Source organism: Clostridioides sp. ES-S-0190-01 (genome assembly GCF_020658275.1).
In the GTDB taxonomy this organism is placed as follows: domain Bacteria; phylum Bacillota; class Clostridia; order Peptostreptococcales; family Peptostreptococcaceae; genus Clostridioides.
In genome coordinates this window covers 39,645-52,912 of the sequence record NZ_JACVWA010000006.1, presented here as the reverse complement: position 1 = coordinate 52,912, position 13,268 = coordinate 39,645, and the positions used below count along the sequence as shown (strand labels likewise).

Sequence of the window (13,268 nt, the reverse complement as noted above, 5' to 3'; positions counted from 1 at the left end):
TTAAAACATCCCTTCTTAAATTTACAAGTTATTTTACCTTGCACATTTTTTCTAACAGTTCTTCTAATTCTGTAACTATATTATAACCTATTTTTTGTTTAGTTCTATACTTTGTTATTGGAACTAATAATATTTCATCTTTCACTTGTCTAATTTTTTCTATTTTTAATATCTTACACAATGATTTTATATAAGCTATTGTAAGTAGTGTTTGTACTGGTTTAGGTATATCAGAGAATCTATCTTCAAGTTCTTCTTGTATATCCAACATATCTTCCCTATTTTCAATAGAAGCAATCTTCTTATACATTTCAATCTTAATCAATTCATCCTTAATATAATTGTCTGGAATATATGCATTTACACTTAAATCTATTTCAACATCAATTTCCTCAACAATAGGCTCACCTTTAACCTTTTTGATTGCATCATTAAGCATTTTGACATATAAATCATAACCTATGACTGCCATATGACCATGTTGTTGAGAACCTAAAATATTTCCAGCCCCTCTGATTTCAAGGTCTCTCATAGCTATTTTAAAGCCTGATCCAAATTCTGTAAATTCCCTAATAGCCTTTAATCTTTTTTCTGCTATTTCACTTAAAGTCTTATCTTTTTCATACATGAGATATGCATATCCTTGTCTGGAACTTCTTCCAACCCTACCTCTTAACTGATATAACTGAGCTAATCCCATTTTATCTGCATCGTATATAATCATGGTATTTGCATTGGATATATCCATACCTGTTTCTATTATTGTAGTACACACTAGCACATCATAGTCTTTATTTAAAAATCCTAAGATTATATTTTCTAGTGATTTAGAAGTCATTCTTCCATGTGCAACAGCTACTCTAGCATCTGGCACAAGCTTTTGAATCATACTTGCCATTTCTTCAATATGTTCAACTCGATTGTATACGAAGAATACCTGTCCACCTCTGCTTAATTCTCTTTCTATTTCATCTTGAATTACGCTTTCCTTACTCTCAGTAACATACGTTATTACAGGATGTCTTTCTTGCGGGGGTTCTTCTATAACACTCATATCTCTTATCCCACTTAAAGACATATGTAGAGTTCTTGGTATAGGAGTTGCTGAAAGTGTAAGAACATCTACTGTAGATTTAATTTTCTTTAAAGCTTCTTTGTGTTTTACACCAAATCTTTGTTCCTCATCAATAACTACAAGACCCAAGTTTGGTAAATTTATATCTTTAGATATTATTCTATGAGTACCAATTAAAATATCTACTAACCCTTTTTTAGCATCTTCAATAATCTGCTTTTGTTGCTTTGGAGTCTTGAATCTACTCAAAACTTCCACTCTCAAAGGATAATTTTCAAACCTTTCTTTAAATGTATTGTAATGCTGTTGAGCCAGTATCGTTGTTGGTACTAATACTGCAACCTGCTTTTGGTCCATACATGCCTTAAAAATACTTCTAATTGCTACTTCTGTTTTTCCATAGCCAACATCTCCACAAACAAGTCTATCCATTACTTTACTTGATTCCATATCATGTTTAGTTTCCTCTATTGCTTTTAATTGGTCTTCTGTTTCTTGATATGGAAACAAGGATTCAAACTCTGCCTGCCAAGGTGTATCTTTTGAAAACTTATACCCTTGTATCTTTTCACGTTTTGCATAGAGTTCAATTAAGTCTTTTGTCATATCTTCAATTTCTTTTTTGACTTTTGCCTTTGCCTTTGTCCACTCATTTGTTCCAAGCTTATTTAACTTAACTTTTTCTACCTCTGCACCAATATATTTTTGTACTTTATCCATCTGATCTATTGGTACATATAAATTATCTCCACCTTGGTAAACTATTTTCATGTAATCTTTTTTGATGGCGTTAACTGTAATCTGTTCAATTCCTGTGTATCTACCTACACCACTATTTTCATGTACTACATAATCTCCAACGCTTAAATCTAAAAATGACTCTATCTTCTTTCCTTTTTTGGCTTTTTTATTACTAGTCTTAGAGGCTCTCTTATAGACCCCTATCATTTCATTATCTGTTATAACAACAAATTTTATGGATTTATACTGAAAACCACTATTTATATGTGCAGGTACAATTACAATTTGAGAAGATTTAATTTCAATATCTCTATCTTTAGAAACAGTTGTTTCTAAGCCTTTATCCAATAAATCTTTTCCTAATTTATTTGCTCTTTCCAATGTATTTGTAGCCAAAATTATTTTATAGCCATTGTATTTCAGCCGATTTAATTCTTCTACAAGTAAGTCTACTTTTCCATTAAATGTAGGTACTTCTCTACTTTCAAAATTTATTATGGATTTTACAGAAAAGTTATTTATAGACTTTGGTAATAGTGAATTTAAGACTACAGACTTGTCTTTTACTAGGTACTCTAAATCTGTATAGTGGTATAATAGTTTTCCTTGATTTTTAATAGCTAAACCTCTTTCAAGGTTTAATTTGTAATTTTCTCTAAACTCATTTAAGTAATTTTCACATCTTTCCTTAAGTCTTGTTATATCATTGATAAATACTATTGCATCATCTGCTAGATAAGTAAATATACTTTTGTTTTCTTCTGGATAGATATAATCTATATAGTTTTCTACACCTTCAAAATAGGTCTTACTTGATATATATTCTATATTTTGAAAGGTTCCTTCATCAGTATTTTTAGTTGTTTCTTTTTTTAATCTAACTAATGCATCTGTAGTTTTTTCTGGATAAATAAATTCTCTTGAAGGGGTTATAGAGAATTGTTGTAATTTATCAATTGATTTTTGAGAAAATACGTCAAAAGTTCGTATGGAATCTATCTCATCATCAAATAATTCCATACGAATCGGATTTGTATACTCAAGCGAGAACACATCAATAATTCCACCTCTTATACTAAATTGACCAAACCCCTCTATTTTTGAAACTCTTTCATATCCTAAGGAAACTAACTTCTCAGTTAATTTTTCTAAATCTAAACTATCCCCCACTTTGTAATGAGACACACTATCAAGTAAAACTTGTTTTGGTATATATTTTCTTAAAACGGCTTCAATAGAAGTCACTAAAATTATTTTTTCTTTCTTTGCTAGTTTTAACAACACCTTTAATTTTTTTGCTTCTTCGTTTCTGTCCTTTGCATCTAAATGATAAAAGTAAATATCTTGAAACCCTAAATATTCGACCTTATCCCCAACATAAAAATTTAAATCTTCATATACTTTTTTTGCTTCTAAATCACTACTTGTGATAAAAATCATTTGTCGTGACAAATCATTAAACATAGAATATGATATATGAGGTTTTTGTACTGGTAAAAGTCCATTAACCAATAATGAGCCTTTTGTATTTTTTATGCAGTTTATTATATCTTTATACTCTTTTGAGTTCTGCAAAGGATATAAAAAAACATCATTCATTTAAATCTCCCTCTCACTATCCATTGTATTTGTTCATAGACATGTCTATATTTTCTCTTATTATTGAGTCAACAGCACACGCCGCTTTTTCTAGTGCTTCATTTATATTATCAGATTCTTCTTTTCTAAATCTAGAAAGTACAAAATCTGCTAAGTCTTGGCCAACTTCTGGCTTAGATACACCTACTCTTACTCTTGGGAAATCATTTGAACCTAAACACTTCGTTATAGATTTCATTCCATTATGAGTACCACCACTTCCTTTTTTTCTTATGCGTATCTTTCCAACATCTAAATCTATATCATCATACACTACTACTATATTATTTAAATCTACCTTATAATATTTATATATATCTATTAATGTTTCTCCACTTAAATTCATATAAGTTTGTGGTTTTACTAGTAATACTTTTTCAGCACCTACTCTACCTTCGCCAATTAAAGCTTTGTGTTTTATTTTAGTAACACTAATGTTGTATTCTTTTGCAAGAATATCTATGACATCAAATCCAACGTTATGTCTAGTCTTTTCGTATTTTTTTCCTGGATTTCCTAACCCTACTACTACGTACATTTTTTACCTCCTGTTATAGAAATTTATATAACAAACTATAATAAAAATCAAATATATTATACTCTGTAAATATTATTATAATTGTCGCTAGAGAAATAAATGGTGTAAAAGGAATTTGTTTTTTGATATTTATATTTTTAAAAATTTTAATTACATATAAAATAACAAAAAATAAAAATGCTAAAATAAATGATAAAATTATCACATAAAATCCATAGTTATTTCCCAATGCAAAGCAACATAAGCTATAGAGACCTACATCTCCATAGCCTAATCCTTTTGTAAATTTAGCAATAATATAAGGTATAATAAAACCTATTGCCAGTCCAAATATATGACTTATATAGTCAATTTGCACTATATTGCAAAAGATTAAAAAAATTACACCTTGAACTATTATACCACTAACTATTGTTATATCATATACATATATTGTGTAGTAGTCTATAATAGATATAATTATTAAAAATGGAATCAATACTATATATTGTACACATTCTGTACTAATCCCAAATTTTAGATATATTAATACAGATAAAACTACAGTTACTATGTAAATAAAAAGCATATTATACGAACTTTTCTTTAATCCATCACAAAAAATATATAAGGATTTATTTATCAAATATGCAAAAAATAAGGAAATTATTATTATATACTCCATAGTCTACAGTACTCTGTAGTAGGGTTAATAATAATATTGTCCTTATTGATTACTTTAATTCACTTTTATAAAAATTAAAATTACATTAAATTTAACTATCCTCTACATAAGTATAGAAAAGTAAAATTCAAGTAATTGTCTTCCAAATAAAATTGTTATTAATGCTCCAATTGATATAAATGGCCCATAAGGTATAACAGAATTGTATTTCTTTCCCTTTATCTTGCTCAAAACTATCACACAAATTCCATATACTGCCCCTACATAAACACTCAGTAAAGCTGTTAAAAGACCATTTTTAGCACCCATATATAAGCCTAACATTGCGAATAGTTTAATATCTCCTCCACCCATGCATTCTTTTTTTATTATGAATTCAATTAGAACTACTATAAGCCAAACGCTTCCTCCACATACAAAAGCACCTATAATAGAATCTTTAATTGAAACTTCTTTTAGTAGAAGATTAAAAATTATAGCAAATATAGCCCCAAAAACTAGTATCCTATCTGGTATTATAAAGTGGTCAATATCTATAAATGTTATTACAATTAATAAAGATACAAGAACCAAATAATAAATAGTTGATATGGATATTCCATAAACCATAAATACTGTTAAAAATAAAATTCCTGTAATTAACTCTACTATAGCATATCTACTAGAAATTTTCTCACCACAATATCTGCATTTTCTCCCACTCATTAAATAGCTAAAAACTGGTATTAAGTCCATAGTCTTTAATCTAGTATTGCAACTCATACAATGAGATGGGGGACTAGAGATAGATATACCTTCTGGAATCCTAAAAATACAAACATTAAAGAAACTTCCAAATACTAGCCCAACTACAAATACATATAAATTAACGACTATAATTTCCATTATAACTTACTCCACCTATCATTCTAGTCATAAATTCTTGGTCAGTACATCTACTAAGTGCCATATCTTTTGTAATCTTTCCATTTTTATAAAGTTCCATTAAATCTTGATCCATAGTTTTCATACCTGCTTTAACTCCAGTTTGTATCATATTTGGAATTTGATATGTTTTTCCTTCTCTTATTAGATTTTTTATTGCTGGTGTTGCAAACATCAATTCAATTGCAGCTATCCTACCCTTCCCATCTGATGTAGGAAGTAATTGTTGTGATACTACCCCTTCACACACTGTAGACAATTGAGTTTTTATTTGTTGTTGTTGGGCTGGCTGGAACATGTCCACTATTCTGTCTATTGTCTTAGCAGCACCAACTGTATGTAGTGTTGAAAATACTAGATGTCCTGTTTCTGCGGCTGTTAACGCTATTGACACAGTCTCAGGGTCTCTCATTTCCCCTATTAGTATTACATCTGGGTCTTGACGTAAAATAGCTCTAAGAGCTGAGTGAAAACTTTCTGTATCAGTTCCTACTTCTCTTTGGTTTACTAAACTTTGTTTATGGTGATGGACATACTCTATTGGGTCTTCTAGTGTAATTATATGTTTTTGTTGCGTTTCATTTATTATATTTATCATACTTGCAAGTGTTGTACTTTTACCACTTCCTGTAGGTCCTGTAACTAAAACCAATCCTTTATGTCTTTCAGTAAAAGATTTTATGTTTTCTGGAAGTCCTAGTTTCTCAAAAGTTGGTATTTCTGCTGTTATAGTTCTTATTGCTATTGCATAATTTCCTTTTTGTCTATAGGAGTTTACCCTAAATCTTTCTCCAGTTTTTAGAGAAGCTGAAAAATCAGCTTCTCCATGTTCTTCTATTACTTTAAACATAGATTCCCCTGCTATGTCTTTTGCCATTTGCATCGTTATCTCTGGTGTCAAGATTTGTTCACTTAGCTTTACAAATCCACCTTTTACTCTAGCTACAGGATTTGTACCAACTGTTATGTGTATATCTGATGCCTTTAAACTTATTGCTTGCTCTAATAAATCATAAATATACATAATATTTATTCTCCATATCTTTTATTAATTTACTTACTTTTTTAGTAATAAACATACAAAGTCATTTTATTACTTATTAGTTTATACTAAGTTATAGTTTTGTGTTTAGTTTACTTTTTTGTACGAACTTATGTCATGACTAATTGAAATTTTATCTTTTATGTCATAATTATCTAATATATTTGAATCTACATTTATATTAAATTTAACTTTAGCTTCAACTTCATATTTTGAATTTGAATTTTCTTCAACACCTAATCCAAGAATATTTTTTTGTCCATCTTTAACTTCTACCTCTTTTATTCCATCTTTATCACCAGTTACTACTAAACTTAACTCTGCCCCTGAGCCATTTTCTTTTAATTCTGGCCAGCTTTCTTTTGTCATGTCGTAGTCAGCTTTATAAAAAGGTATTTTTATAGTAGCGTCTTCTGTTTTATCAACTTCTTGAGGTTTTAATTCCTTCAGTCTACATTTTATCTCCGCTAAAAGCTCATTTTGTATATAATCAAAAGTTGTTATCAAAGTCATATTATCATATTTAACAGGTATTTTCTCATAAGACATACTTTTTAACTGATTACATTGGTCTGATATCTCATATAGTAACTCTTTATATTCAAAAAAATCTTCTGCTGTATTTTTATTTCCACTATATATATTCTCACTTAATTTTTCAAATTTCCTTACATTATTTCTCAAGTGAACCCTCAAAGCATTAAATCCTTCAGTTTGATTTGGTAAGAGTTTTAACAAGTTTTCTAATGTATCCCAGTTACTATTCCAACCATATCTCTTACCATTTATTATAGGATTTTGTATTAAGTCATAATATTGTTGAGAATCTGGAATTCCATCAGATATTTCTACTTTTGGTTCATCAATATGAAATGTATGTCTGTATTCAATCATATTTTGCATTGCCAAAGAAATACTATCTAAAGCTTTATAAGTGTATGAAAATGTCCCATTTAAATGTTCATTTTCAACTTTATTTCCTTCTAAAAACATTTTTAAAAGAATATCATTATTTACTAACTTTGCCTGAAGTAATGTAGTTGAATCTATATCTCCAACCAAAATACTTTCATTTATTTTACTGATATCTCCAGAAGTATAAGTCTTACAAATTCTTAATGTAGAATCTCTATGTGAAAGAATAGTTTCAGCTATATCTTCAATATCCCTATCCTCAAATATATTTAAACCCTGTAATTTTTTTAACTCTATACTAGCTTTTTCTAAATCTGGAGCAGCTTTATTTAAATAGAACTTTATATTATTCATATACCCAAGTCTCTCCACTGGAAGATTTTCCTCATCTTGATTATTAAGTTCCAAACTTGATATATTTCTTAATGCTGACCTTGATATTGATTTTTCTTGATTTTCACTTTTAAGTTCATTATCTATTTTTTCAAGCTCATCATACAATTTTTCATATGCTTTATCAACACTATTTTCCACACATGTATCTGCTAGATACTTGGCCTGTATACCCTCATTAGTAGTCTTTGTAGATTTTATTCCATTAGCTATCTGATTTGAAAATGTCAATCCAACAATAGAAAGCAATGCTACTACAACCAAAACTAAAACTAACGCCGCCCCTCTTTCGTTTTTTATCTTATTATACTTCCTCAAAATCTCACCCCCAAGTAAAATTATTTATCTTTAAATATTTCAGTTACAATTTTAACTTCTTTTTTACTTGAATAGTCATTCATGCTTTTCCCCGTTGCAGTTATTTTGTATATTTGACCACTTTTATCATCTACAATAACCTTTACTTTGTTTGTAATACTTTCCTTGTCAATTATATTTCCGTCTTTATCTTCTACTGTTGTAATCTCTTTATATGGAGTATCATATAAACTCACATCATCCTTGTTAAGTACTTTATCATATACGACTTTGTTTGATTTATCTATTAATTTTTCATATTCCACTGTTCCATCTTCTCGCTTATCCAGACTGTCAAAATCAAATGTTCCACTTTTTATTTTCTCTCTTAAGTTCTCTATTTCACTTTGAACATAATTTAAGGAACTTATATCTGCTTCATTTTTAGTGTTGGCCTTTTCATTAGTATTGATAATATTAAAAAATGCAAATAATATAATTCCCATAATCGCCATAGCTACTAATACTTCAATTAAAGAAAATCCTTTTTCATTACTCTTTTTACTCATATTTTATCAACCTACTTATTTTTTAAATAAATTCCCATTTACCCAATTCTTGACATAACATCAAATGTATAAGTCTTGTTATTTAAATCACTGCTTTTCTGGCCTTCTTGAACTGATTCATTATAATATACACTTACTGTATAAATAGATTTATCAGCTTGTTTTTCTATTTTAAATGGCGTTTCCTTCATTTCTTTATTGTTTTGAACTAATGGTTGATTAGAAATTATTTCTTCTCTAAGTGCATCTTCAGTATTAGTGGTATTTTCTTGAATTCTTGTTACAGAGTATACTCCTGTATTGTTTTTGGTATCTATAGATACTTCATACTTTACTGTATTCTCTGGAGTTTCTATATTGTATTCATAGCCACTACCTGAACTGTTCTTTGTTACATCCTTACAGTTTTCTAAGTCTCTATTTAAATATTTATTAATTAAATTAATATTTACTTGAGCATCTGTAATGATTTGTTGTTTTTTTACTGCTGATGTTATACCATTAAATACTTTATAAGAAATACTTAAAACTATAGTCAATATAAATACAGCTACTATTATTTCTAATAAAGTAAGACCTCTTTCATTGTTTTTGTACAAGCTCATCACCTATCTTTAAAACCTATTTGGTTTTATTTTGCACTAGCTTTAAATGGATTATATTTTCCTGGTCTCCATGAAGATGGATTATCTGTATCAAGTATCATTGTAGTATTTTCTTTAGTATACATTATAAATTTAAATGTAGCCTCTACTACACCTTCTGCTTGTGGAGTTACTACTTCTTTTTTTGTTTCTTTTTCTGTTGCAGCTCTAAGTACACAAGTGTTACATAGATAACTTGTTGACCTATCTAAAAGTTTGTCATTCTTAAGAATTTCTCCTTCTTTTATCAATGGACAGTCATTATATAAATGCCATTTATCTTCGCCTTCTACCCAATATATTTTTGTATCTTTATTTATGTTCACATTTTTAATTAAGTCTTTATTACTTGTTGTCTCTTGTTCTTCTTTTTCTGGCTCTATATATGAAGTCATAGTATAGTCTAATATCTGAGTAACATTTTTTTGCTCTTCTAAATAAGCCATCAATTTTTTAACATTTCTATAATCCCCTCTAACACTTATTGTTGTTGATATTCCATAAAAATGTTCATATTCTCTAATATTTCCAACATCATAGCTAGTTAAGTCAATATTATATGTTTTCATTTTCTTGTCTAAACCAATTAGAAACAGACCATCTTGCATATCATATAATAGGTTTTTACTTTTTTCATTTAATTCAGTTTCAATATTTTTAAGTTGTTTTTCATATTTTGGCATAAGAGCTGTTTTCTCTTTATATGTATTTAATTTTTGTGTAGCTTGTTTTACAGAATTTTTTGTAGAAACATATTTCTCATATTGTGGATAAAGTCCAAAATATCCATAGGATAAAATAGCAAGTAAAATTACGACTTTTATAATGATTCCCTTTAGACTAACTTCCATTTTAAATATATCTTTTATATCTTTTTTAAATATGTCCTTATTCATTAGTTAATACACCTTCTTTCAGGTATAATGTCATATTAAATGTATAGTTGGAATTCTCTTCATTGCCTTTTATGCTATGCAGTTTAACATCTTCAAAATAATACAAGCCCTTTAATTTATATAAAAACTGACCTACATAAGAAGAATCTTTAGCATTTCCTTCTATGTTTATAACATTTGGTATCTTATCATATAATGGTGTTTTATCATCTTTATCTGTATCAGCACTATCAGTTCCACTATCTCCAGTTAATGCTTCTGACACATTTGTAGTCCTATCTTCATTTAAATCACTGCTGGCTTTATCTCCATCACTACTACTTTTTGTATTTGATTTTGTTTCATTACTACTTGATTTATTTGTGGTAGTTTTATTGTTATTTGAGTTCTCAGTTTTATTAGTAGTTCCAAGATTTTGATAAGTCGTTGATAAACTCATTAGTTCAACTCTACTTGGAGTATTTTTATCTATATCATCCAATAGATTTTCCCATTTTACCTTTTTCCCAATTAACATATCATATACCTTTATTTCTTCTGTTTTACTTTGTATCATTTTTTCTATATTTCCAATTTGATAGTAAGCAGACTCAATATTTCTTATTTCATCATTTACATTTTCAAGTTCTTTATTAGCTAAACTGTTTGAAAAAATTAAACATAAATATGGAATAGAAATCACTAAAATAACCACAGGTGCCATTTTCATTACACTTTTTATTTGTTTAGCTTTCATTTGTTTTCTAAGTATATCTATTGGTAGAAAATTTATATTTTCAAAATCTTTTTTGTCTTTAGGCTCTATCATACAACCTAAAAGTTCTACAATTGAATTTATATCATCTTCATCTATATCACCAGATACCATATCAGCTATATCCATTATCTCTGTAAGACCTTGAGAAACATAGTTTGAAAATGCAGAACTAAAAGCCTCATAAATTAATTTATTAGAGTACCTTTTCCCCAATATCAATATAGTATCTGTTACCTTACCAAAGTTTCTTGACGAATAGTAATTCATAAGTCCTTTTGACTCTTCGACCACATTTAATAATTGCATTTCCATATCTTTAGCAGTTATTCTTATTGGTATATTATCACTAATAAATAAAGTATCTTTTTTATATATGTTTATAATTGTGCTATTATCGCTTATATTTGTCACCATTATATCATTGTAATCTAAATTCTTGAGAATTCTTAAATAAGCTGTTGATAATGTATCTATTCTATCCAATACCAAATCAAATTCATGTATTATATCTACAATTGCATTTATTTCTTCTTTCTTTATAGCCCCAATAATCAGATTTAAACTAGCCTCTTCACCTTCTGACCTATCAGATATCTCACTAGATACTTCATATGAAAATACATACTCATCTGATTCCAGGGCCATCATTTCATCCATTTCTAGCTTCATAAATCCATCTAAATCTTTTTTATCCATCTTAGGCAACTTTTGAGGTTTTAGAATTACATCTCTCGTATTCAAACAAAACACTATATGTTTTGATTTTAACTTTACATTTTCTAATGCATATCTCAATAGAGCATACTTTTCTTTAGAAAAATCTTGAGCAATATCCTCTATTGAAAATACATTAAAGTTTTTTATATAAAATTTATCTTTATCATGTTTGTATCTGCCTTCAACTATGGATATAGAATCACCATAATATGATACATAAACCTTATTCATTTGTTGTTTTCCCTCCTACATAGCATCATATATACTAAGCATTGGCATGAATATTGATACAACCAGTACCGCAACTATAATACCAACTGCAATTATTAAAACAGGTTCTATCATTGATGCCATTCTATTTAGATAAATTTCGGATTCATATTCATAGAATTCAGCCATCTGTCTACTTATGTTCTCTAATTCCCCTGTCTGTTCCCCTATAGCTATCATCTGCACTAAAACTGAATCAAAATACGTATATCTTTCTAAGTTTTCTGCTAGACTTTCACCTCTTGTTATTCCATCTTTTGCTGATGTTAAAATCTTTTCTGCCATAGTATTATTTACACTATCTATAATATAATCAAGCCCTTGAACTAATGGATACCCAGTTGATACAAATAGATACAATGCTCTTGAAAATCGTGTAGCCACCATACAGTTTATACCTTTTCCCAATACAGGAATCTTATTTATAACTCTATCCTTTTGAGCTCTACCCACTGGTGTTTTTAGATACTTCTTAAATTGGTAAATAGACAGTATAATAACTAAAAGTACTATTGGCCAAAATGTCTTCATAAATGTACCAAATCCCATAACAATCCTTGTTACAAGTGGAAGAGTGGCACCTACTGTTGTGATTGAATTAATCATCTTAGGTACCATAAATGCTGTAAATATAAAAATCATTATAAATGAAGAAATCAAAACTATTAATGGGTATGTAGCTGCATTTCTAAGCTTTTGCTTAACTCTATGCTCGCTGGAATAAAATGAAGCCATACTTTTTAATACTTCATCTAGTTTACCTGTAGCCTCACCTGTAGCCACCATAGCACCAAGTAACTTTGGAAACTTAGACTTTGGTGCAAGCATTGAGTCAGCAATAGTAGAACCTATTTTTATCTCTGCTACTATACGATTTATTTCTTCTCTTAATGTAACATTAGTTGACCTTCCTGCTAATGTTTCTAATCCAGAAATACTATTTATACCAGAAGATACTATAATAGCAAACTGTCTGCAAAAATGGCTTATTTGGTCAGCTCCTAAGTCTTTTTTTCTCTTTCTAGAAGATATATTTATATTTTTACTTTTACTTTCTTTGATTTCAAGAACTCTAAGATTTCTTTTTCTAAGAAGACTTTTAGCTTCATTAAAATCATTAGCTTCAATCACATCAGTTTGCTTTTTCCCATCCTCTTTTATTATTGTATACTTAAAACTTTTCATAAT

11 protein-coding genes are annotated in these 13,268 nt (G+C 28.6%); all 11 read right to left on the bottom strand.

Annotated elements, in window-relative coordinates; all coding sequences use genetic code 11:
* Nucleotides 1–28 precede the first annotated feature (28 nt).
* Entirely contained in the window at nucleotides 29–3,415 is a 3,387-nt protein-coding gene (gene mfd / locus IC214_RS01130; RefSeq protein ID WP_227436304.1) for a transcription-repair coupling factor, read from the bottom strand.
* Nucleotides 3,416–3,431: 16 nt separating this feature from the next.
* Nucleotides 3,432–3,992 (bottom strand): aminoacyl-tRNA hydrolase, encoded by a 561-nt coding sequence (gene pth / locus IC214_RS01125; protein WP_227483597.1) that lies wholly within the window; start codon nucleotides 3,990–3,992, stop codon nucleotides 3,432–3,434.
* A 13-nt stretch (nucleotides 3,993–4,005) separates the two neighbouring features.
* Nucleotides 4,006–4,560: a prepilin peptidase gene (locus tag IC214_RS01120; RefSeq protein ID WP_227436308.1), complete on the bottom strand. Its 555-nt coding sequence runs from the start codon at nucleotides 4,558–4,560 to the stop codon at nucleotides 4,006–4,008.
* A 198-nt stretch (nucleotides 4,561–4,758) separates the two neighbouring features.
* A complete protein-coding gene (locus IC214_RS01115) occupies nucleotides 4,759–5,541 on the bottom strand; it encodes a prepilin peptidase (protein ID WP_227436310.1) in 783 nt (260 codons plus the stop codon).
* On the bottom strand, nucleotides 5,522–6,604 hold the full coding sequence (locus tag IC214_RS01110; RefSeq protein ID WP_227835014.1) for a type IV pilus twitching motility protein PilT: 1,083 nt from the start codon (nucleotides 6,602–6,604) through the stop codon (nucleotides 5,522–5,524). The genes IC214_RS01115 and IC214_RS01110 overlap by 20 nt, the downstream gene beginning before the upstream one ends.
* Nucleotides 6,605–6,709: 105 nt before the next feature.
* Nucleotides 6,710–8,248 (bottom strand): hypothetical protein, encoded by a 1,539-nt coding sequence (locus IC214_RS01105; protein WP_227866142.1) that lies wholly within the window; start codon nucleotides 8,246–8,248, stop codon nucleotides 6,710–6,712.
* Between the two features lie 20 nt (nucleotides 8,249–8,268).
* Entirely contained in the window at nucleotides 8,269–8,796 is a 528-nt protein-coding gene (locus IC214_RS01100; RefSeq protein WP_227436318.1) for a prepilin-type N-terminal cleavage/methylation domain-containing protein, read from the bottom strand.
* 38 nt (nucleotides 8,797–8,834) lie between these two features.
* The gene (locus IC214_RS01095) at nucleotides 8,835–9,401 is read right to left on the bottom strand and encodes a prepilin-type N-terminal cleavage/methylation domain-containing protein (protein ID WP_227825276.1); all 567 of its coding nucleotides are present in this window, start codon (nucleotides 9,399–9,401) and stop codon (nucleotides 8,835–8,837) included.
* Nucleotides 9,402–9,427: 26 nt separating this feature from the next.
* Nucleotides 9,428–10,336 carry a type 4a pilus biogenesis protein PilO gene (gene pilO / locus IC214_RS01090; RefSeq protein WP_227825275.1) on the bottom strand — a complete coding sequence of 303 codons (909 nt, stop codon included), beginning with the start codon at nucleotides 10,334–10,336 and terminating at the stop codon, nucleotides 9,428–9,430.
* Nucleotides 10,329–12,041, bottom strand: coding sequence for a PilN domain-containing protein (locus tag IC214_RS01085; RefSeq protein WP_227866141.1), 1,713 nt, complete (start codon nucleotides 12,039–12,041; stop codon nucleotides 10,329–10,331). Before IC214_RS01085 ends, pilO begins: the two co-directional genes overlap by 8 nt.
* 15 nt (nucleotides 12,042–12,056) lie before the next feature.
* Nucleotides 12,057–13,265 carry a type II secretion system F family protein gene (locus IC214_RS01080; RefSeq protein WP_227436325.1) on the bottom strand — a complete coding sequence of 403 codons (1,209 nt, stop codon included), beginning with the start codon at nucleotides 13,263–13,265 and terminating at the stop codon, nucleotides 12,057–12,059.
* Nucleotides 13,266–13,268: the final 3 nt, after the last annotated feature.

Coding starts and splice junctions, on each gene's coding strand:
- mfd (WP_227436304.1), bottom strand. CDS start 3,415: ATGAATGATGTTTTTTTATATCCTTTGCAGAACTCAAAAGAGTATAAA.
- pth (WP_227483597.1), bottom strand. CDS start 3,992: ATGTACGTAGTAGTAGGGTTAGGAAATCCAGGAAAAAAATACGAAAAG.
- IC214_RS01120 (WP_227436308.1), bottom strand. CDS start 4,560: ATGCTTTTTATTTACATAGTAACTGTAGTTTTATCTGTATTAATATAT.
- IC214_RS01115 (WP_227436310.1), bottom strand. CDS start 5,541: ATGGAAATTATAGTCGTTAATTTATATGTATTTGTAGTTGGGCTAGTA.
- IC214_RS01110 (WP_227835014.1), bottom strand. CDS start 6,604: ATGTATATTTATGATTTATTAGAGCAAGCAATAAGTTTAAAGGCATCA.
- IC214_RS01100 (WP_227436318.1), bottom strand. CDS start 8,796: ATGAGTAAAAAGAGTAATGAAAAAGGATTTTCTTTAATTGAAGTATTA.
- IC214_RS01095 (WP_227825276.1), bottom strand. CDS start 9,401: ATGAGCTTGTACAAAAACAATGAAAGAGGTCTTACTTTATTAGAAATA.
- pilO (WP_227825275.1), bottom strand. CDS start 10,336: ATGAATAAGGACATATTTAAAAAAGATATAAAAGATATATTTAAAATG.
- IC214_RS01085 (WP_227866141.1), bottom strand. CDS start 12,041: ATGAATAAGGTTTATGTATCATATTATGGTGATTCTATATCCATAGTT.
- IC214_RS01080 (WP_227436325.1), bottom strand. CDS start 13,265: ATGAAAAGTTTTAAGTATACAATAATAAAAGAGGATGGGAAAAAGCAA.